Raw genomic sequence first — 20,841 nt, 5'->3', positions numbered from 1 at the left:
CCTCCCCCAGAGGGGGAGGATCTATTGGCGTCGGCGCTCTTCGAGATGCTCCCCCATTGGGGGAGCTGTCGCGGAGCGACTGAGGGGGTCTTTCCTCATTAGAAAAGCCCCGGTCCTGCGACCGGGGCTTTTTCCGTATCGTCATCCGTAAAATCCCCGCGAAGGCGGGGACCCAGGCTTTCTCTGAAAGGCGAGGCGCTCGACGATAAAACACCTGGGCCCCCGCTTTCGCGGGGGTTTTACGGTGTTGGGAATTACTTCCCCGCGCTGACCGCCGGCCCGTACAGCATGCCGTTGAACAGGAACTTGAACGTCCCGTACGACTGCGCCCGCTGGGTGATTTCCGGGCCCATGACGAACAGCTTGCCCTTGCCCACGTCGACGTCGAGGATCGCGGTGGTGTCCTTCAGGCGCTCCTGGCCGACGGCCCAGCCGCTGCGCAGCGGCTTGTCGGTGTCGAACCAAGACACCTTCGACACGCCCTTGGCGTCCGACTTCAGGGTGAAGGTCGGCGAGCGGTCGTAGAAGATGTCCACGTCCGCCGGGATGCCGTAGGCCAGCGGCTGGGTGACGTCGACCTTGGCCCGCAGCACCGAGCCGGGGATGTAGAGCTCCTTGGTCGACAGGCCCACCAGCTTGCCGTTCTCGGTCTTGGCCGTGGCCACCTCGACCGGCGCGCCGAAGGCGGTGGCCAGGCGCGTGGAGGCGCCGATGGCGATCACGGTGCCGCCGTTCTCGGCGAAGGCCTTGAGCTGCGGGATGGTGGTCTCGTCGGTCACCGTACCGAGCCAAGAATGGTACTCGGCGGGAATCTCCTCGGCCTTGGGTTGGGGATAGCCGCGGCCGGCGCGGAACGGACCGCCGGGCGTCGCAGGCACCACGCCGTCGGCGAACACCAGGACGTCGAAGTCCTTGGCCAGGTCGCCGGCGTCCAGGCGCTGCGGGTATACCACCTGGAAGGGGGCCTCGAACTTCTCGAACATCCAGCGGTTCCAGCCCGAGGGCATCGAGCCGCCGTAGACGTCGACCAGGCCGACGCGGATCGGCTTCAGGGCGATGGCCTTGCCCGAGGGCTTGGAGCCCGTCGCCCAGGCGTCGATGCCCAGTTCTTTCACGCCGTCGGCGATCACGGTCGCGGCGGCGGGCGAGTAGGCCACGAAGATCGCACCCGCGCCGAAGCTTTGCTTGCCGGCCTTGGCCCCGTCCTTCAGCCACGAGACCTGGGCGCCGGCCTTCAGCAGGCGGTTGGTCAGGGTGAAGGCGTTGTTGGGCGCGTGGTCGATCAGCCAGCCGGCCTTGCCCGAGCCCTTCACGGCGCCCGGCTTGACGGCGATCAGGTCGGGCACGCGCTGGAACGGCCCGTCGAAGCCGTCGAGGACGCGGTCGAACTTCACGCCCGTCTGGTAGGCCAGGGTGTAGCCGGTGACGTCGTAGGGGGCCTTGGGCGGGCCGCCCGGATACTCGGCGTCGTGCGGGTGGTCCTGCGGCTCGAACATGTCGAGGATGTGCGGGCGATAGGCCTGGGCGGTCTTCACCACGTAGGAGCCGGCCGGATAGGTCTTGCCGGCCACGGTGAAGGGCTTGGTGGCCTCGTCCACGTCGACGCCGGCCTTGATCAGGGCGTTCAGGAACGCCACCACCGTTGGCTTGTCGGCCTGGTCGGCGGTCAGGATGTAGCCGCGCGGATCACGCTTCTCCGGGGCCTGCAGGATGGTCTTGTAGAGCGACGGATCCACCGAGGCCGAGGTCGGCGAGCCGGTGACGCGGCCCTCGAACTTCACCTTGGCGCCGGCGGCCTTCAGGTCGTCGATCTCGGTCGGGGTGATGGTCCAGCTGTCCTTGGAGCCTTTGGCGATCGAGTTGCTGGCCATCTTCCAGATGTTGAACAGCATGCGCTCGCGGTTGCGCGAGGCGTAGTCCATCACCGCGCGGTCCAGGCTCCACTGGTACTCGACCGTCTGGGCCAGATGCCAGGTCTGCGGCGGCGCCGGCATCGGCCGGTCGCCGTTGGGCAACTGCACGTCCGGCACCAGGTTCAGCGGCATCGGCGTCGGCGAACCGGTGATCTCGGTCAAGAGGCCCACGGCGTTGTGGAAGTAGGCGATGGAGCGTTCCATGCCGTTGTGCCAGGTCGAGTAGGGCGCGGCGCTGCGGGCGCCCGAGCCCGGCTTGTCCTCGGCCACCAGGCGGCTGTGCATGGCCATGCCGACTTCCTGCAGCGAGGTCATGACCAGCGGGTCGTAGTTGTAGTTGAACGGGTCGCGGAACGGCGGGACGAACACCACCATGCCGTTCGGGGCCGGCTGGTGCTGGTTGTAGATGATCTGCGGATACCAGTCGCGGAACAGCACCTTGTTGACGTTGGTGGTTTCCGACATCTGCGACATGAAGCTGTCGCGGTTGTTATCGTGGCCGACGTACTTTTGGTACAGGCGCGGGATCGAGTTGTATTCGCGCTTCTGCGGGTCGGCGTTGCGCATGTACCAGTCCGAGACCAGCTCCATGCCGTCGGGATTGTCGTGACCGAACAGCACGATGACGTCGTCGAGAATGCGCATCGTCTCGGGATCGGTCTTGGTCAGCATCCGGTACAGCACCTGGATCTGGCCCTGCGAGGTCACGGTCTCGGTGGCGTGCATGCCCGCGTCGATCCAGACCACGGCCTTGCCGGTGGCGGCCAGCTTCTCGGCCTCGTCCTTGCTGACTTCACCCTTGGCCAGCTTGCGGGCGACGGCCTTGTATTCGTCCAGCTTGGCGAGGTTCGCGGGCGAGGAGACGATCGCCACCCACTGGGTGCGGCCTTCCTCGGACTTGCCGATGTCGACCAGCTTCATGCGGTCGGACTGGCCGGCCAGGGTCTTCAGATAGGCCTCGTAGGCGGTGTAGTCGGCCAGGAAGTAGTCGCTGCCCGGGTCCTGGGCGAAGGCCTGGGCGGGCGGGGTGATCTCCGCGGAGAAGGCCGCTTGGCCGCTGAAACTCATCACCAGCGCCAGGGCGGCCCCGGCCATCGCTACGTGTCGCGTCATCGCACTCCCCATCCACCAAAGCGGGGCGTGCTTTTTCGCCGGCCCCCTAAGCTTGACGCAGGCGGAGCACGAAACCGCAAGTTGGGCCATCATCGACGGAAAAATAGTTCGCGGACGGGGTGCTTGCCCCGCGCGGTCGGATGCGGCATCAGCAGGCTGCACAACGGATCCGGCCTCGCCGGATGGCTACCCCGGGCGCCGATCCCTCGGGAAACCTTCGCGGGGCGATCGCGCCGCCGCACCACGCAAGACAGATCCCATGAGCTTCCTCGCCAAGACGCGCCAGCAATGGCTCGCCAATCCTGGCCGCGACCTGCTGGCCGGCACGGTCGTCGCCCTGGCCCTGATCCCCGAGGCCCTGGCCTTCGCCTTCATCGCCGGCGTCGATCCGGCCGTGACGCTCTACGCCTCGTTCGTCATCGCCATGACCATCGCCTTCGTCGGCGGCCGGCCGGCGATGATCTCGGCCGCCACCGGGGCCATGTCGCTGCTGATGGGCGGTCTCGTGCGCGAGCACGGCGTCGAGTACCTGTTCGCCGCCAGCCTGCTGACCGGGGTGATCCAGATCGTCATCGGCCTGCTGCGCCTGGGCCGCTACGTGAAGTTCGTCTCGCGCTCGGTGATGAGCGGCTTCGTCAACTCGCTGGCCATACTGATCTTCATGGCCCAGCTGCCCCAGCTGATCGGCGGCAACTGGCAGACCTTCGCCCTGGTGGGGGCAGGGCTGGCGATCATCTATCTCTTCCCGCGCCTGACCAAGGCCGTGCCGTCGTCGCTGGTGGCGATCCTGGCGCTCAGCGCGGCGGCCATCGCCCTGAACCTGCCGGTGCGCACCGTCGGCGACATGGGTCAGCTGCCCACGGCCTTGCCCGGCTTCCACCTGCCGGCGGTCCCGCTGACTTTGGAGACCCTGAAGATCATCGCCCCGGTGTCGCTGACCCTGGCCTTCGTCGGCCTGCTGGAAAGCCTGCTGACCGCCAACCTGCTCGACGACCTGACCGACAGCCCGTCCGACAAGGACCGCGAGACCCGCGGCCAGGGCATCGCCAACATCGTCTCGCCGCTGCTGGGCGGCATGGCCGGCTGCGCCCTGATCGGCCAGTCGATCATCAACGTGAAGTCCGGCGGCCGCTCGCGCCTGTCGACCTTCTGGGCGGGCCTGTTCCTGCTGATCCTGATCCTGGTGCTGCGCGACTGGGTGGCGAGGATCCCCATGGCCGCCCTGGTGGCGGTGATGATCATGGTCGCCTTCACCACCTTCGACTGGAACTCGGTGCGCAAGCTGCGCTCCACGCCCCTGCAGTCGACCATCGTCATGCTGGCCACGACCGTGACGGTGCTCATCACCCACGACCTGGCCAAGGGCGTCGTGCTGGGCGTGCTGCTCAGCGTGCTGTTCTTCGCCCGCAAGGTGGGCAAGATGATCGTCGTGAAGGAGCGGGACGATAGCACCGAGGCCGCGCGCCGCTACGTCGTCGAGGGCCAGCTGTTCTTCGTCTCGGCCGAGCTGTTCGCCGCCGGCTTCGAGTTCCATGGCCATCCGCAGCGCGTCGAGATCGACATGACCGCCGTGCGCCTGTGGGACGTCACCGCCGTCGGCGCGCTCGACAAGGTGGTGCTGCGCTATCGCCGCCAGGGGGCGGCGGTCGAGGTCGTGGGGCTGGACCAGGCCGGTGCGGCGCTGGTGAAGAAGTTGGGGGCCGCCTGAAAGCCCTCTCTCTCTCTCTCTCTCTTAGTCGCTTAGAGAGAGGGTGAGCCTCACCCCTGGGACAGGCTCAGCACGTTGCCGTCGGGATCGGCGAACCAGGCGACCCTGGCCGCCCCGCCCGGAGCGGTCCAGATCCCCAGGGCGTCCTGGCCGAAGCCGTCATAGATGGTGAAGACGACGCCCCGGCCGGTCAGCGCCTTCACGCCGGCCTCGATGTCCTCGACGTGCCAGCCCAGCACCGGATGGGCGCCGGCCTTGTAGTCAGGCAGGGCGGTCAGGCGGATCAGCGCCTCGCCCGCCTCCAGGAAATCGCCGAACGGGTCGGAGCTGCGCAGTTCGAGACCCAGCTTGCCGACATAGAAGTCCAGCGCGCGCTGGCGGTCGCTGACATGGACGAAGGCGACGGGAGTTCCGGAAACGGCGGGCATGGCCTTTCACTCCTTGCGGTAAGCTTTCAGCCAATCCTGCCGCGAAAGCTAGGGCGTGGCGACGGGCCCGCTTAGCATGATCTGGGATTTGAACTGCGCATTGCGGCCCGTCGACCCCGCCGCGCCTGGGGGACCGTTCGGTCCGAGGGCGTTGCTGTTGCATGCGGGCTGGACGGGAACACCGCTGCCGCCCGCGCCGCCCGGACCGCCGAAACCCCCGCAGATGTGGCCGCCGCAATCCTGAGGCTGCCCGGCGGCGTTCGTGTCAGTGAGCACCTGGAAGGCCGCCAGGTTCGACTGCGATATGGTGGAGATGGAGACACTGCCCGCGTCACCACCGTTCTGTCCCGGCCCGCCGGGGTTGCCCGCCGAGGCGGCGGCGTCGGCCGCGCAGGTGGATTGGTCGCGAGGCGGGGCATTGGGGCCTGGCAAGCCCGGCGTCCCGGCGTTGAGGATCGAGAGACCGCTGCCGGCCACGGCGCCGACCGTCAGCTCGATTGGGCCGGTGTTGAGCCCCGCGGGGGTGTTGGCTATTAGCTCGGCCGTGCCTTCGATGATCAGGAACTGGACCTGCAACTGCACCGAAGCGCCTCCGGTGATGATCTGCGCGCCGGGCCCGAGCTGCAGCTGGCCTATTAGCGTCAAGCCAGGGTTCAGAATAAGCGTCGAGCCCTGCGGAACGGTGATGTCCTCGAGGGCCTTCGCCTTGTCGGCTTCGGCCGCTGCGGGGGCCGTCGAAAGCGCCAGAATCGCCAGGCCTAGGCCGAGCCTGCACGCATATGGAACACGCACCATTTTCAAGAAGTCTCTCCTGCTGCTGCAAGCAAGAGTTTAGCGGTTGCCGCGAGCGGTCAAGCTTGTTGGGTCGTTTTTGTCGACAGGACGTCCCTACGCCACCGCGTAGTCGCGCACCTGCATCGGGCTGCTCTGACTGATCGGCAGGGTGAAGCTGACCGTGGTGCCGTCGCCGGGGGTCGAGACCATTTCCAGCGCGCCGTCGTGCATCTCGACCAGCGACTTGGTCAGCGCCAGGCCAAGGCCGGTGCCTTGCGTGGTCTTGGAGTGCTGGCTTTCAACCTGCTCGAACGGGCGGGCCAGGCGCGCCAGGTCCTCGGCGGCGATGCCGATGCCGGTGTCGGTGACCGAGACCTTCACGCGCTCGCCCAGCGGATCGCGGCGGATCTCGGCGCGGACGACGACACGGCCCTGGCGGGGGGTGAACTTGATGGCGTTGCTCAAGAGGTTCAGCAGCACCTGCTTCACCGCGCGATAGTCGGCCTCGATCTCGGGCAGGGGCGGGAAGTCGACCTCCAGCTTCAGGCCGGCGGCCTCGGCGCGGTTGCGCACCAGGCGCACGGCGTCCTCGGTGACGTCCTCCAGGTGCAGCGGCTCGAACTTCAGCGCCATCTTGCCGGCCTCGATCTTCGACATGTCGAGGATGTCGTTGATCAGGGCCAGCAGGTGCTGGCCGGAATTGTGGATGTCGAGGCTGTAGCCCTTATAGCGCTGGTCGCCGAGCGGGCCGAACATCTCGTTCATCATGATCTCGGAGAAGCCGTTGATGGCGTTCAGCGGCGTGCGCAGCTCGTGGGACATATTGGCCAGGAACTCGCTCTTGGCCTTGTTGGCGCCCTCGGCCTTGACCTTCTCCATCTCGTACTTGCGGGCCAGCTCGGCCAGCTGTTCCTGGCTGCGCTCCAGGCCGGCGACGGCGTTCTGGAGCTGCTCCTCGTTGCGGCGGCGGGCCTCTTCCTGGGTCTTGATGGCGGTGATGTCGGCGGCGGTCATGACCAGGCCGCCCTCGGCCGTGCGCCGTTCGCTGATCTGGATCCAGCGGCCGTCGTTGAGCTCGGCCTCGCGCACGCCCTTGGCGCCGGTGGGGTCGGGGATTTCCTGGCGGATGGCCAGGGCCGCGAAGCGGTTGACCTCGGCGCGGGCCGCGCCGGGCTTCAGCAGCTTGGGCTCCAGCGAGAAGACGTTGCGGTAGTTCCTGTTGCACATCAGCAGGCGGCCCTGGCGATCCCAGAGCACGAAGGCCTCCGACACGCTCTCGATGGCGTCGCGCAGGCGGTTCTCGGCGGCCTGCGCGCGGGCCTGGGCCAGGCGCTCCTCGGTGACGTCCAGGGCCACGCCGATGATCCGCGAATAGCCGTCCTCGCCCGGCTTGCCGAAACCCTGGCCACGGGCGTCGACCCAGATCGAGCGGCCGCCGTGCTCGCGGGCGGGAATGCGGAACGAGACGTCGAAGGCGCCGAACTGGGCGGCGTTGGCCAGCGCCTGGCGCACCCGGTCGCGGTGGTCGGCCGAGATCCGCTCGACCAGGTCCTGGCCAGGGGCCACGCCGCCGCCGCCCCAGCCGAACATCGCCCCGGTGACGTCGGACATGTAGACCTCGTCCGAGCGGAGGTCCCATTCCCAGATGCCGCAGCGGGCCGCTTCGACGGCCAGGCGGAAGCGCTGCTCGCTGTCGATGAATTCCTTCTGGGCGCTTTCGGCGCGGCGGCTCTGCAGCATCAGGATCAGGGCGAGCGCGATGCCGGCGGCCAGCGGGATCAGCAGGGTCAGCGCGCCTTCCATGACGCGGCGGTCGACATTGGCCACGGTGTGGCTGGGGGTGCTGACGGCGGCGATGACGGCGCCTTGGGCCAGGGGCTCGAAGGCCACGTCCAGGCTGGAACCGTCGACGCCGCGACCGGTGAGGGCGGCCGCGCCGCCCTGCAGGTCCTCGACGGAAAGGGTGTAGGCCTGGCTGAGGCTGGCGGCGCCCTGCACGGCGCGCCCGGTCCCGACCAGCAGGCCGCCGTCGGCCAGGAACAGCGCCACCGAGCGCTCCTTGCCCGCTTCGCCCAGCAGGCGAGAGGGATCGCCGGCGGCGATGACATAGCCGCGGCCGGCGCTGGTCTGGGCGGCCATGGCGACATAGAGGCGGCCGCTGCGGCCGACGCCGCCCACCCAGACGCTGCGGCCCGAAGAGGCGGCGGCGCGGGCGGCCTGGCGCCAGTCGGCCGACGGGTCGCGGCCTGCGACGGCCAGCACCTCGGCGTTGGTGGTCACGGCGACGGCCATGGCCTCGCCGCCGGCGGCGCGCAGGGCCGTTTCGGCCGCGTCCATGGCCGAGGTCGGGTCGCGCTCGAGCATGTCGGCGGCGGCCGACAGGCCCGCGCGCTGGGCGGCCAGGTTGGTCTCGACCTTGCCGGAAAGGATCTGGGCCTCGGCGGCCAGGCCCGCGCCGCCGGGCGGAGCGGAGGCTTCCTTCTGCAGGCTGTGCAGGCCAAGGGCGGTGTAGACGGCCAGCAGCAGCAGCGCGGCCAGAATGACGATGCGGACATAGGCCTGCGACGACCGGGCGGCGCGCATGCGGGCCACGCCCGCAGCCGAAAGCCCGGCCTTGGCCGGCCTTCCGGGTTTCGCCCCGCCAATTCGCAACGCTTGAACCTCTAGCACCCCAGGCGAGTCAGTTCGCCGACATGGTGAATCTACCGTACCCGTTCATGCGCCGTCACCCGGGGGAGAGGCGAATAAGCGGGGGATGAGCGCTTTGGTCGCAACCGTTGCGCGGAGGAATCACCTCAGGCTCTCGCGGTAAGACCCCCTCCGGCCCTCCGGGCCACCTCCCCAGGGGGGGATCTTGAGCGCCCAGATGCTCCCCCTCTGGGGGAGCTGTCGCGGAGCGACTGAGGGGGCTGCCGCCGGCGGCTTACTCCAGCGCCCGCGTCGCCAGTTCCAGCACGTTCTTCGACAGGCCCGGCGCGGCCTTCACGCGCTCCAGTTCGCGGCGCATCAGGTCGCCCAGCGCCGGGACGTAGCGCCGCCAGCCGCCCAGCGGTTCGACCAGGCGGGCGGCGGTCATCGGGTTGAAGCCGTCCACCGCCAGGATCTGGTCTGCCAGGAAGCGATAGCCCGCGCCGCTGGCGTCGTGGAACCGCGCCGGGTTGGCGCTGGCGAAGCCCTGCACCAGGGCGCGGAAGCGGTTGGGATTGCCGGCGTCGAAGTCGGCGTGCTCGGTCAGGGCCAGCACCCGCTTCAGCGCGCCTTCCGACGGATCGCGGGCCTGCACCGAGAACCACTTGTCCAGCACCAGCGGCTCGTGCCGCCACCTGGCGTGGAAGGCGGCCAGGGCCGTCTCGCAGGGCTCGCCGCCCACCGCCAGCAGGGCCGACAGGCCGCCCATGGCGTCGGTCAGCGCCGCGGCCGCCTCGAAATGGCCGACGATGCGCTGGACGTTGTCGGCGTGCGGATCGGCGCTCAGCAGGTCGACGCAGGCGTTGCGCAGCGCTCGGCGGCCGGCCGAGGGCGCGTCGGGCGAGAACTCGCCGTCGCCCTGCATGGCGCCGTGGATACGGGCCAACTGCTCGCCCAGGTGCACGGCGATCCGGGCGCGCAAGGCGCCGCGAGCCTCGTGGATCGCGGCCGGATCGGCGGGCTCGACCGCCAAGGCGAGATCCCCTTCGGTCGGCAGGGCCAGCAGCAGGGCCTTGAAGGCCGGGTCGGCGGCGGCGTCGTCCAGCGCCTGGCCCAGGGCCTGGGCGTAGCGCTCCTCGCCGACCTCGTCGGGCGTCCCGGCGGCGCGCGCCAGGATCAGGCCTCGGGCCAGGCCCTGGCCGGCCTCCCAGCGGTTGAAGAGATCCGGATCAGCGGCGAACAGCACGTAGGCGTCGGCGCTCCGCGCATCGGTGGTCAGGGTCACTGGGGCCGAGAAGCCGCGCAGGGCCGAGATCACGGGGGCCTCGGCCACGCCTTCCCAGCGCACCGTCAGGCTCTCGCCCTCCAGCAGCACCACCTCGCTGTCGCGCAGCGAGCGGCCGTCCTGGGCCAGCAGGCCGATGGTCACCGGGATCGGCAGCGCCTTCTTCACCGGCTGGCCGCTGGTCGGCGCGGTCTTCTGGCTCAGGGTGATCGACAGCGCCTGGGCGGCGGCGTCATAGGCGTGGGTCAGCGACACCGCCGGCGTGCCGGCCTGTTCGTACCAGGCAAAGAAGCTGGCCAGGTCGCGGCCCGAGGCCTCCGCGAAGCAGGCGATGAAGGCCTCGACCGTGGTCGCTTCGCCGTCGTGGCGCTCGAAATAGAGATCAAGGCCTGCCCGGAACGCGTCGGCGCCCAGGATGGTCTTCAGCATGCGGATGATCTCCGCGCCCTTCTCGTAGATGGTCGCGGTGTAGAAGTTGTCGATCTTCAGATAGCTCGACGGCCGCACGGCGTGGGCCAGGGGGCCGGCGTCCTCGGCGAACTGGCGGGCGCGCAGGGCCTTGACGTCCTTGATCCGCTGCACGGCCGCGCCACGCATGTCGGCGCTGAACGACTGGTCGCGGAAGACCGTCAGGCCTTCCTTCAGGCACAGCTGGAACCAGTCGCGGCAGGTGATGCGGTTGCCGGTCCAGTTGTGGAAGTATTCGTGGGCGACCACGCTCTCGATGCGCTCGTAGTCGAAGTCGGTCGCCGTCTCCGGCTCGGCCAGCAGGAGGGAGCTGTTGAAGATGTTCAGCCCCTTGTTCTCCATGGCCCCGAAGTTGAAGTCGCGCACGGCCACGATCATGAAGAGGTCCAGATCGTACTCGCGGCCGAACGCCTCCTCGTCCCACTTCATCGAGCGCTTGAGGGCGTCCAGCGCATAGGCCGCGCGCGAGGCCTGACCGGGGTCGACGAACACCTTCAGCGCCACGGTGCGGCCGCTCATGGTGACGAAGCTGTCCTCCAGCACGTCCAGCCGCCCGGCCACCAGGGCGAACAGGTAGGCCGGCTTGGGGAAGGGGTCGTTCCAGACGGCGTAGTGGCGGCCGCCCTCCAGCTCGCCGGCCTCCATCAGGTTGCCGTTGCTCAGCAGGTGCTCGAACGCCTGGTCGGCCTCGATCCGCACGGTGTAGCGCGAGAGCACGTCTGGCCGGTCGGGGAAGAAGGTGATGGTGCGGAAGCCCTCGGCCTCGCACTGGGTGCAGAACCGGCCGCCCGACATGTAGAGGCCCATCAGGGCCTTGTTGGCCGACGGATCGATCTCGACCTGCGTGGTCAGCTCGAAGGCGTCCGGAACCTCGGCGATCACCAGGTGCTCGTCGTCCAGCACGTACTGGTTGGGGCTCAGGGGCTGGCCGTCTATGGCGATCGACTTCAGCGTCAGCCGCTCGCCGTTCAGCGCCAGGGCCTCGCCGGCCGCGCCCGTGCGGCGCACCCTCAGCGTGGCGCTGACGCGGGTGGCGGACGGCGCCAGCTGGAACGACAGCTGCGTCGTCTCGATCTCGAACGGGAACGGACGATAGTCGGAAAGCCGGATCGGCTGGGGCGTTTCGGTGCGCATCACCGCAATGTAGTCGCCCGTCCGCGCGGCGGCGAGGCCGGCGGTTGCGCGACTTGTCGATTTATCGGTTAAGTTTCGAAGCTAGACCGGAGGCGTCGTCCATGTCCGAAACGCGCGCCCAAGGCGGCCGCATGTCGCTGGGCCGTTGGGTCATGGCCCTGGTCTGGACGATCATCCTGGTACTGGCGCCCTGTATCGCGGGCGTCGCCGCTGTGACGGCGGTGTCGGTCATCGGCGACTTCGTCGTCGTCGAACTTGCGACGCGCTGCGATTGTTACGAGCCCCTTCTGGTCAAGACGCCCGTGGCGGTCCTGGCGGCGACGGTCGTCGCGCTTGGGACCTATGTCCTGGCGGTTCGTCTGGGCGAAAGGCGCTGGCCGTCCGAACTGGCGCCGGCTTCGGCGATCCCGGGACTGGGGTTTGGGATCATCCTGGCGGTGCTGGCCTTCGGCCTGCTGATGGGCGTGCTTGTCTTGAGCGGTGACGTGGTCTGGCGGTCGCCGGCGACCGTTGATTGGCGTTGGGCGCTGGACGGCTCCAGCAACGGCGCGCTCGGGGGCTTGTTAGTGGGCTTGGCCGTGCAGGGCGGAGGCGCACGCCTGGCGACCCAGGCGTTCGGGCCGGTCGCCGGCGTGGCGCTGGCGGCCTTCCTGGCGTCCTGGCTTGTATCGTTCGTGGGGGAGCTTCCGCCTCTCCAGTGGGTGAACGTAGCGCTGGGCGGGGCCATTCTCGGCCTTTTCTGGCTGCGCTACGGGCGGCTGTGGCCGGGACTGGGCCTATCGATGGGGTGGGGGGCGCTCTCCGGCGCGGTCATCGGCACATATGCCCTGGTCTGCACTGACGATCCGGCGGGGACCTCCATCTACGAGCCTGGGCGCGGCGTGCTGATCGCCTGGCTGAAAGGGACGGGCGGTCCGGAAACCTCGATCATACTGCTGATCGGCTGTGTCCTCGCTGTCGCTTTCCTGGCCTGGCGCGCCTGGAAGGAGGGCTGCTTCTCGAGGGCTTGAGGCTGATCAATGTCCGGGTGCGCGAGCGGGCGCATCACCCCTTCCGACGCCTCGATGCGTCGCGCTCCAAGGGGATAAGACCATGACCGCCCGCCGCTTCGCCCTCATCGCCGGCCTCGCGCTCGCCGCCGCCGCCACGGGCGCTCACGCCCAGGAGGCCTTCACGCCCGCCGCCAAGGGGACCTGGCAGGTCAACCTGCGCGCCACCAGCGTCTCGCCCGACGCGGGCGATCCGATCGTTACCGCGGCCGGCGCCGCCAGCGGCCTCAAGGCCGACGTCAAGGACGACGTCATGCCGACGCTGGGCGTCTCTTACTTCCTCACCGACAAGCTGGCCATCGAGGTGATCGCCGGCACGACCCAGCACACCGTCAAGGCCGTGGGGCCGGGGACCGACGTCGTCGTGCACAAGACCTGGGTGCTGCCGCCGGTGGTCTCGGCCCAGTACCACTTCGCGCCCAAGGCCCGGTTCAATCCGTATGTCGGCGCGGGCCTGAACTACATGATCTTCTACAGCGGCAAGGACAAGAACGGCTTCACCGTCGATCTCGACGACGGCTTCGGCTACGCGCTGCAGGCGGGCGCCGACATCGCCGTGAAGGGCCCCTACGTCGTCAATGTCGACGTCAAGAAGGTGTGGTTCGAGACCGACGCCAAGATCAACGGCGGCGCCCTGAAGTCGAAGGTCAACCTGGATCCGATGGTGGTGTCGGTGGGCGTTGGCCGGCGGTTCTAGGCGGTGCGTGGTCCTCGTCCTTCGACAAGCTCAGGATGAGGACCATTTTGTGGGCCGTGCGGTAGAAAACCTCACCCTGAGCTTGTCGAAGGGCGTGGTTTTCGCCTGGCTCACCCCTCAACCGTCCCCGCCGCCGGGGTCTCGTGCAGTTCGCGCTCGATGGCCGCTGCCTTCTGGGCCAGGGCCAGCAGGGCGGGGGGAGCGTCTTCCGGATGGTCGCCGACCAGGGTCATGATCTCGCGCGACAGGGCGTGCAGGCGCGGGGCGGCGGCGATCAGCCTGGCCTGGAACTCGATCTTGCGCGGATCGCGGTCGTACTCGGCCCCCGGCGTACGCCAGCCGCCCCAGTCGTTGGGGTCGGTGACCACCACGGGATAGGTGCCGGGGAAGGGGTGGTGCAGGCAGTCGCTTTCCTGCTGCCACTTGTTGCGCGCCCGCAGCACCCGCCAGTTGGACAGGACGCCGCCTTCCTGCGGATCCATCTTGTCTTCGGGCTTCAGCTCGTGGGCGAGGAACTCGCGGCCCAGGCCGACGTCGTAGGTCACCCGCACCGGCTCGTCGAAGCCCTTGGCCCAGATGGGCACGATCTTCTCGATGATCGCCCAGGCGCCGACGCTCTCGACCCAAACCTTCTGGTTCCGCTGATAGACGGTCTTGGCCATGGGATCTCGAACGGCTCCAAATACTGGGCGGCCATAAGAACCTGAAATTCTTGACGCCGGGTCAATCTTTCCACGCACGTAAACGTGGTTCATCGTCGCTTCCAACGGCCGTCGACAAGAACGGCCAAGGGAGAAAACGGCCGTGGATTTCGACTATTCCGACGACCAGAAGTTCCTCAAGGACGAGGCCCGCAAGTTCCTCGGCGGCCGCTGTCCGCCCGCGGTGGTGCGCGGCGTGCTCGACGATCCGGCCAAGAGCTACGACGCGCCCCTGTGGGCCGCCGTGGCCGAGCAGGGCTGGCTGGGGGCGGCCATCCCCGAGGAGCACGGGGGCCTGGGCCTTGGCCGCGTCGAACTGTGCGCCATCGCCGAGGAGCTGGGCCGCGCCGTCGCGCCGATCCCCTTCGCCTCCACCGTCTACATCCTGGCCGAGGCCGTCATGGCCCACGGCACGGCCGCCCAGCAGGCCGCCATCCTGCCCCGCGTCGTCGCCGGCGAGCTGATCGGCGCCCTGGCCGTCAGCGAGGGCCCCGGCGTGCTCACCCCCTCGGCCCTGTCGGCCCGGGTGGAGGGCGGCAGGCTTTCCGGCGTGAAGATCCCCGTCACCGACGGCGACATCGCCCACGTCGCCATCGTGCTGGCCAATGAAGGCGGCAAGCCCGGCCTGTTCCTGGTCGACCTGACGTCCCCCGGCGTGAAGCGCGAGACGCTGGAGAGCCTGGACCCCACCCGCGGCGTGGCCCGCCTGACCTTCGACGGCGCGGCCGCCGAGCGGCTGGGCGGGGCGGGCGAGGGCTTCGACCTCGTCCAGGCGATCCTCGACAGGGCCGCCGTTCTCCTGGCCTTCGAACAGCTGGGCGGCGCCGACCGCTGCCTGGAGATGGCCAAGGAATATGCGCTCGGCCGCTACGCCTTCGGCCGGGTGATCGGCGGCTACCAGGCCGTCAAGCACAAGCTGGCCGACATGTACGTCAAGAACGAGGTCGCCCGCTCCAACGCCTACTACGGCGCCTGGGCCCTTAACGACGACGCTTCCGAACTGCCCACGGCCGCCGCCGCCGCCCGCATCGCCGCCTCCGAGGCCTTCTGGTTCGCCAGCAAGGAGAGCGTCCAGGTGCACGGCGGCATGGGCTTCACCTGGGAGGTGGACTGCCACCTCTATTACCGCCGCTCGCGGCAGCTCTCCCTGGTCGCCGGCTCGCCGAGGCTCTGGAAGGAGCGGCTGGTCAGCGAGCTGGAAAAGAAGAACGCGGCTTAGCGTTCGCCCCCAAACTTTCACCTCCGCCTTTCTTCGTCATCCCGGCCGGAGCGAAGCGGAGAGCCGGGACCCAGGGGCCACAGCAGTGCGCCGGCTCTGGGTCCCGGATCGACCTTTCAGGTCGTCCGGGATGACGGAGATTGATGCCATGGACTTCAACGACTCCCCCGCCGAAGCCGCCTACCGCGACAAGGCCCGCGCCTGGCTGCAGGAGGCCGCCGCCGCCCACCGCGCCGAGCATGGCGAGCCCAAGGCCAACACGCCCGAGCACATGGCCGCCGCCAAGGCCTGGCAGGCCCGCAAGGCCGCCGCCGGCTACGCCTGCATCACCTGGCCCGCGGCCGTGGGCGGGGGTGGCGGCACGCCGATCGAGTCGGTGATCTTCGGCCAGGAGGAGGGCAAGGCCGGCGTCGCCTATGGCTACTTCACCATCGGCCTTGGCATGTGCGTGCCGACGGTCATGGCCTTTTCCGACACCGCTACCAAGAAGCGCTTCGTTTCCCCCGCCGTGAAGGGCGAGGAGATCTGGTGCCAGCTGTTTTCCGAACCGGCCGGCGGCTCCGACGTCGCGGCCCTGCGCACGCGGGCGGTCAAGGACGGCGACGAGTGGGTCATCAACGGCCAGAAGGTCTGGACCACCGGCGCCCACTACAGCGATTTCGGCATTCTCCTTACGCGGACTGATCCCGACGTGCCCAAGCACAAGGGCCTGACCATGTTCTGGATCGACATGCGCGATCCGGCCGTCGAATGCCGCCCCATCCACCAGATGTCGGGCGGGCGCGAGTTCAACGAGGTCTATTTCAGCGACCTGCGGGTCAAGGACAGCCAGCGCCTGGGCGAGGTCGGCCAGGGCTGGCAGGTGGCCCTCGTCACCCTGATGAACGAGCGCCTGGCCGTCGGCGGCTCGGCCGGTCCCAACTACCGCGAGGTGCTGGAGCTGGCCCGCGCTCTCCCTGGGGCCGATGGCCCCGCCTTGGCCAACGACGCCTTCCGCGAGAAGCTGGCCGACTGGTTCGTCGCCTCGCAGGGCCTGAAGTTCACCCGCTTCCGCACCATGACCGCCCTGTCGCGCGGCCAGACGCCCGGCCCGGAAAGCTCGATCGGCAAGATCATCTCGGCCAACCAGCTGCAGGACCTGGCCAACACCGCCGTCGAGATGCAGGGCGAGTACGGCGTCCTCGTCGGCCCCGAAGCCGCCGCCGGCGCCGCCTTCCAGCAAAGCCTGATGTGGGCCCCGGGCCTACGCATCGCCGGCGGCACCGACGAGATCCTCAAGAACATCATCGCCGAACGGGTCCTGGGCCTGCCGGGCGACGTGCGGGTCGACAAGGACGTGGCGTTCAAGGATATGCCGACGGGAAGGTAGACGAGGGCGAGGGGACGGCATGACGGGCGGCGACGGACGTTCGGTGGTTCCCGCCCGCCTGCCCGAAGACTTTCTGGGCCGGCTGGTCGTCGATTGCCCCGCATGCGGCGGGTATGCGGCCATCCTGCCGCGTGACCCGTCGGACGTGCAGGCGTCCGCCGCGCGCCGGATGGTCTGCCGCGACTGCGGGACGACGCGCGACAAGCCGCAGACCCCGAACGGGGCGCCGATCGACCCGTTCATGGGCCTGGCGCCGCGCTTGCGCGCCGTGACCCGCCACGGCGACCTCGTGGCCTGGAACGAAGCGCACCTCGACTATCTCGAGACCTACCTGTCGGGCCGCATCAGGGTGGAGCAGCGGCCCGCCGATCCGGCCGGGCCACGCAACCGGACCGTCGTCTCGCGGCTGCCGGCCTGGGCCAAGTCGGCGAAGAATCGGGATGACATCCTGCGGGCCGTCGAGCGGGTCAGGCGCGAGCGCGGCTGAACCATAAACTGTGAAAATACACGGACTTCTGGGATTTGCTCCGCCAAAACCCGTTCCATTTCAGGCACGTCAAACAAGAGTTGATGAACGTCGGTCGGCGAGCTTGACAGTCTCGCTTCCGGCGGCTCATGAACGGGGTTCCGATCATGGTTAACGGCGTGCTGGAGGGGGAGCGATGCACGAAGCCGGCGATGCTGTTGCGCTCCTCCGCAGGCTGAGGCGCGCGGGCGTCCATCTCCTCGAAAACAGGCGCCAGCTGATCCGCCGCGTGCCGCTGGGCGCGGTGGCGGCGGTCGCCGTGCTGCCGCTGTTCGGCTGCGACTTCTCCGCGCCGCAGCTGTTCGCCAAGCGGGCCACGGCCTGCCCGCGCCCGCAGGCGGCGCAAGGCGGCTCGGGCCAGTTCAACCAGCAGCAGATCGAGATCCGTAACCTGCGCCAGGGGGGCTTCCGCGGCGATTTCTTCGCCCAGTTGGAACTGGCCCGCCGCTACGAGGGCCAGCGGGCCAGCGACAAGAACCTCGACGATCCGGTCGAGGCGGCCGCCTGGTACGCCATGGCCCTGGCCAACCCGTCCGGCTACGCGCCGATCGCCGCCTACGAGCCGCGCGGCAAGCCGGGCAAGGCGCTGTCGCGTTTCGACGACTGCCGCGCCTACGAGCGCCACGCCGCCTATGGCGCGCTCGACCGCCAGCTGTCGCGGATGTCGACCGAGGAGCGCGAAGAGGTCAGGAACCGGGTGATCTACATCCTGTCGACGCAGGGGGCAGACGGCTATCGCACCCTGGCGCGGATGCACGACGGCTATTTCGGGCCCTATGGCGAGCCGTCCGACAACCTGCAGGCCGTCGAGGCCTATGGCGATCGCCGCCATGTCGGCGCGCCCGCGGCGCTGGATCTCTTCCGTCGCAACGACATCGACGCCTATCTCTACAACTACCTGGCGGTGCAGACCGGCGACGTCTCGGCCTATGTGATGCTCAAGGACTTCGAGCGCTCCTCGCCGCAGCGGGCCTCGTACGGGACCTTCGTCGAGACCAAGGCCAAGCGCTGGATCCCGCCTTACGAGTTCTATCCGCCGGACTCGCCGGATTCCGGCGTGCCTCATTCCGACGAGAGCGATCCGGCCGGCGAGGCCAAGGAGGCGGCGCTGGCCCGCCTGCACGAGCTGCCGTTCGTGCACATCGGCGAGGCGCTGTCCTACCTGCGGATCCTTCCCGCGCCGCTGCTCGACGAGCGGCTCCTGAGCCTCAACGACGCCCAGACCTTCCAGGCCTCGATCGGCCGCCCGACCACGGGCCGGCTGTCGCCGATCGAGAAGGTGAGGGCGGTGCAGTACGCGGCCGTCAACGGCTCGTCCAAAGCCCAGCTCGTGCTGGCGGTGATGTATTCCGAGGGCGTCGGCGTGCCGCGCGACTACGCCCGCGCCTACCACTGGTACGAGGAGGCCGAGCGCCAGGGCTCGCCCGAGGCCAAGTACGCCATGTCGACCTTCTTCTCGCTGGGCCTGCAGGGCGTGGCCGACCAGGACCGCGCCAAGGCGGTGGTCTACCAGCTGGACGCGGCCCTGGCCGGCTTCAAGCCGTCGGCCTGGCGGCTGCAGCAACTGCTGGCCCAGGTCTCGCGCCCGCCGCGCGGTCCGGGCGAGCGGCCTCAGCCCTATGCGGCGCGCGCCTATGTGGCGCCGGCCAATGCCGGCCCGGTGGACGCCGTGCCCGTCAACGCGCCTCGCCCTGATGCCGCCCGCCCCGATGCTGAAAGGGACTATCGATGAAGCGCCTCGCTGCCTTCGCGGCGGTTCTCGTCGTCCTGGGCCTGGTCGGAGGCGTCCCGCAGGTCGCCATGGCCTCGCCCGACGCCAGGATCGACCAGCAGATCCGCCCGTGCTTTGGCCTGCTGCTCGAACCCAACCTGTCGAAGGGCTGCGGCGCGCGACGCCCCGTCAAGCGCAAGCCGCCGCGCCGGCCCTACTATCCCGGCGGCGGCTACGGCCCTTACCGCACCGTCGTCGACTGCGACATCGCCTATCCGGGCGAGGTGAACGACGTGCTGGCGCGGCTCTATGACGGCGACACCCTGACCCTGGTCTCGCGCAACGGCGGCGCCTGCGTCGAGTCGCTCAGCGTCACCCGCTCGGTGCTGATTACCGCCCGCGACTACAGCCCGTCGCGCACCCGGCCGATCCTGGTCGCGCCGGCCGACCAGCCCTGCATCCGCATCGCGCCGGGCGTGGCCTTCGTGGTGCTGCAGAACCTGGGACTGGAAGCCTCGCGCGGCGGAACCGCCTCCTGCATCGTCGGCCGCGCCACCGAGCTGGCCCTGAAGGGCGTGGTCGTCCGCTACGACGGCGAGGCCTCGGCCATCGACGTCGCCGACAGCCGGGTGGAGATGATCCAGACGGCCTTCGTGGGCCGCACGCGGGCGCCGGTGGTCAAGCTGTCGGGCAGCCTTCAGGCCCAGGACATCGACGTGGCCGCCACCGCCATCGGCATGGCCGTCGAGACCGGCCGCGACAGCCGCCTGCGCGACATCCGCGTCGTCCGGCTGGGCGACTGGAGCGGTTCTTCGCGTACCCGCAATTCGGCCGGCTTCGTGCTGACCGGCGTCAACCGCGACCAGCTGGTGCAGATCGACGGCCTTGCGACCGACGGCTTCTCGCGAGGCATCTACGTCAGCGGCGGCGAGACCACCCTGCAGCGCCCCGTGGTCCGCGACAGCGACTGGGCGGTGGTGCTGGAGGGCGCCGACCTGCGCGTGCTGGACGGCCGGCTCGAGGCCGCCGATGTCGGCATCTACGCGGCCTCGGGCGTGGTCTACGCGTCGGACAACGCCATCGCCGGGGTGATGCGGGCGGGCCTCTTCGCCGACAGCGGGGCCCAGATCCGCGCCCGCGACAACCGCGTCTTCGCTCGCCCCGGCGGCTGCGAGGCCCTGGTCACCGGCTATTTCGACGGCGCCCTGACCTGCCGTCCGTGGTTCGAGGCGCCGGAACTGTTCCGCACGCCGCGCGACCGGGCCCGCGCCGACTACGACAGCTACTGGCCGGCCGGCGCGGTGGCCGTGCTGTCGGGACCGCCGTCCAGCGCCCTGGCCGGGGGTCCCATCGATCCGTACGAGGCCTCGGCCGCCGCCGGCGCTCCGGTCGGCGCCCAGCCCGTTGGTCCTCAAGGGAGCCCGCGATGATCCGCCTGTTCGCCACCAGCGTCCTCGCCCTGGCTCTTGCCGCCGGCGCGGCCCAGGCCCAGCCGGCGGGACCCGCCAAGCGTCCGCCCGGCCGCGTTCCCTGCGGCGCGCCCCTGACCGGCCAGGCGCCCGACGTCATGACCTACGACCGCGCCACCGGAACCCAGGTGTTCGTCAGCGGCCAGGGCGGGACCGAAGTCTCGGCCTTCAACCAGCGCACCGGCTCGTCGGCGGGGCTGCGAGGCGATCTCTCCAAGCCCGGCGTCACCGAAGCCTGCGCTTCCGACGCCCTGACCGGCGACGGCTATGCGGTCACCTCGCGGGGGCCGGGCGACATCGCCGTGGTGGGCCGCGACGGCCAGACCGGCGAGCGCTGGGCCATCAAGCGCTCGGACGGCACGACCGAATACTGGGACCCGCGCGGCGAGCATCGCTGCTTCCGCGGCAGCCTGGGCATCTTCCCCGGCGCGCGCGGATGCTGAGCCGTCTCGCCTTGCTGGGCCTGGCCGCCGCCGTCCTGGCCGCCTGCACGACCCCGCACGGCCACCGTCCACCCCCGCCGCCGCATCCGTCGGAGGTCACGCCTCCGCCGCCGCCGATCGAGGCGATCCGCCCGAAGGTGTGAACAGAGAACCCTTGTATCTAGATCGCGGCGCCGGAGCGTGATGGCTTGGTGCTGTGAAGGGGC

At 69.6% G+C, this 20,841-nt stretch carries 16 protein-coding genes, 1 pseudogene and 1 other annotated feature; of the genes and pseudogenes, 11 read left to right on the top strand and 6 right to left on the bottom strand.

Annotation, left to right across the window (positions count from 1 at the left end; translation table 11 throughout):
- Positions 1 to 254: 254 nt before the first annotated feature.
- Positions 255 to 3,116: a M14 family metallopeptidase gene (locus ACODR1_RS24005; RefSeq protein WP_488882684.1), complete on the bottom strand. Its 2,862-nt coding sequence runs from the start codon at positions 3,114 to 3,116 to the stop codon at positions 255 to 257.
- A gap of 72 nt (positions 3,117 to 3,188) precedes the next feature.
- Positions 3,189 to 3,242 (top strand) — a sequence feature (sul1 is cis-regulatory element that is thought to sense ions involved in sulfur or methionine metabolism; They are found in Alphaproteobacteria).
- A 43-nt stretch (positions 3,243 to 3,285) separates the two neighbouring features.
- Between ACODR1_RS24005 and ACODR1_RS24000 the strand changes: the two genes are divergently transcribed.
- Positions 3,286 to 4,734 carry a SulP family inorganic anion transporter gene (locus tag ACODR1_RS24000; protein WP_488882682.1) on the top strand — a complete coding sequence of 483 codons (1,449 nt, stop codon included), beginning with the start codon at positions 3,286 to 3,288 and terminating at the stop codon, positions 4,732 to 4,734.
- A gap of 50 nt (positions 4,735 to 4,784) precedes the next feature.
- Here the strand turns inward: ACODR1_RS24000 and ACODR1_RS23995 are convergent, their stop codons facing one another.
- The 4 genes from ACODR1_RS23995 to pepN all read right to left on the bottom strand — a co-directional run bounded on the left by ACODR1_RS23995 (position 4,785) and on the right by pepN (position 11,451).
- Positions 4,785 to 5,162: a VOC family protein gene (locus ACODR1_RS23995; RefSeq protein WP_488882681.1), complete on the bottom strand. Its 378-nt coding sequence runs from the start codon at positions 5,160 to 5,162 to the stop codon at positions 4,785 to 4,787.
- Positions 5,163 to 5,210: 48 nt separating this feature from the next.
- Complete coding sequence (locus ACODR1_RS23990; RefSeq protein WP_488882680.1) at positions 5,211 to 5,963, bottom strand: hypothetical protein; 753 nt, start codon at positions 5,961 to 5,963, stop codon at positions 5,211 to 5,213.
- An 87-nt stretch (positions 5,964 to 6,050) separates the two neighbouring features.
- Complete coding sequence (pleC, locus tag ACODR1_RS23985; protein ID WP_488882679.1) at positions 6,051 to 8,519, bottom strand: cell cycle histidine kinase PleC; 2,469 nt, start codon at positions 8,517 to 8,519, stop codon at positions 6,051 to 6,053.
- A gap of 340 nt (positions 8,520 to 8,859) precedes the next feature.
- A complete protein-coding gene (gene pepN, locus ACODR1_RS23980; RefSeq protein ID WP_488882683.1) occupies positions 8,860 to 11,451 on the bottom strand; it encodes an aminopeptidase N in 2,592 nt (863 codons plus the stop codon).
- A 101-nt stretch (positions 11,452 to 11,552) separates the two neighbouring features.
- Between pepN and ACODR1_RS23975 the strand changes: the two genes are divergently transcribed.
- Both ACODR1_RS23975 and ACODR1_RS23970 read left to right on the top strand, forming a co-directional pair.
- Positions 11,553 to 12,461, top strand: a complete 909-nt coding sequence (locus ACODR1_RS23975; RefSeq protein WP_488882678.1) for a hypothetical protein — start codon at positions 11,553 to 11,555, stop codon at positions 12,459 to 12,461.
- Positions 12,462 to 12,543: 82 nt separating this feature from the next.
- On the top strand, positions 12,544 to 13,197 hold the full coding sequence (locus ACODR1_RS23970; RefSeq protein ID WP_488882677.1) for an OmpW/AlkL family protein: 654 nt from the start codon (positions 12,544 to 12,546) through the stop codon (positions 13,195 to 13,197).
- Positions 13,198 to 13,307: 110 nt separating this feature from the next.
- Here the strand turns inward: ACODR1_RS23970 and ACODR1_RS23965 are convergent, their stop codons facing one another.
- Positions 13,308 to 13,859, bottom strand: a complete 552-nt coding sequence (locus ACODR1_RS23965) for a hypothetical protein (RefSeq protein ID WP_488882676.1) — start codon at positions 13,857 to 13,859, stop codon at positions 13,308 to 13,310.
- Positions 13,860 to 14,001: 142 nt separating this feature from the next.
- Between ACODR1_RS23965 and ACODR1_RS23960 the strand changes: the two genes are divergently transcribed.
- From ACODR1_RS23960 to ACODR1_RS23925, 8 genes and pseudogenes are all read left to right on the top strand, one after another.
- On the top strand, positions 14,002 to 15,117 hold the full coding sequence (locus ACODR1_RS23960; protein ID WP_488882675.1) for an acyl-CoA dehydrogenase family protein: 1,116 nt from the start codon (positions 14,002 to 14,004) through the stop codon (positions 15,115 to 15,117).
- Positions 15,118 to 15,154: 37 nt separating this feature from the next.
- Positions 15,155 to 15,261 (top strand): annotated as a pseudogene (locus tag ACODR1_RS23955) (hypothetical protein); the annotation flags it as partial.
- Between the two features lie 4 nt (positions 15,262 to 15,265).
- Positions 15,266 to 16,486 (top strand): acyl-CoA dehydrogenase family protein, encoded by a 1,221-nt coding sequence (locus ACODR1_RS23950; protein ID WP_488882674.1) that lies wholly within the window; start codon positions 15,266 to 15,268, stop codon positions 16,484 to 16,486.
- A gap of 19 nt (positions 16,487 to 16,505) precedes the next feature.
- Positions 16,506 to 16,973, top strand: coding sequence for a hypothetical protein (locus tag ACODR1_RS23945; RefSeq protein WP_488882673.1), 468 nt, complete (start codon positions 16,506 to 16,508; stop codon positions 16,971 to 16,973).
- Positions 16,974 to 17,148: 175 nt separating this feature from the next.
- Positions 17,149 to 18,744: a tetratricopeptide repeat protein gene (locus tag ACODR1_RS23940; protein ID WP_488882672.1), complete on the top strand. Its 1,596-nt coding sequence runs from the start codon at positions 17,149 to 17,151 to the stop codon at positions 18,742 to 18,744.
- Complete coding sequence (locus tag ACODR1_RS23935) at positions 18,741 to 20,153, top strand: hypothetical protein (RefSeq protein ID WP_488882671.1); 1,413 nt, start codon at positions 18,741 to 18,743, stop codon at positions 20,151 to 20,153. The genes ACODR1_RS23940 and ACODR1_RS23935 overlap by 4 nt, the downstream gene beginning before the upstream one ends.
- Positions 20,150 to 20,635 carry a hypothetical protein gene (locus ACODR1_RS23930; RefSeq protein ID WP_488882670.1) on the top strand — a complete coding sequence of 162 codons (486 nt, stop codon included), beginning with the start codon at positions 20,150 to 20,152 and terminating at the stop codon, positions 20,633 to 20,635. Before ACODR1_RS23935 ends, ACODR1_RS23930 begins: the two co-directional genes overlap by 4 nt.
- Complete coding sequence (locus ACODR1_RS23925; protein ID WP_488882669.1) at positions 20,629 to 20,778, top strand: hypothetical protein; 150 nt, start codon at positions 20,629 to 20,631, stop codon at positions 20,776 to 20,778. Before ACODR1_RS23930 ends, ACODR1_RS23925 begins: the two co-directional genes overlap by 7 nt.
- Positions 20,779 to 20,841: the final 63 nt, after the last annotated feature.

This window comes from Caulobacter sp. FG7 (assembly GCF_057808875.1).
The sequence above is the reverse complement of the archived record's forward strand: the minus strand, read 5'-3'. Positions and strand labels throughout refer to the sequence as shown.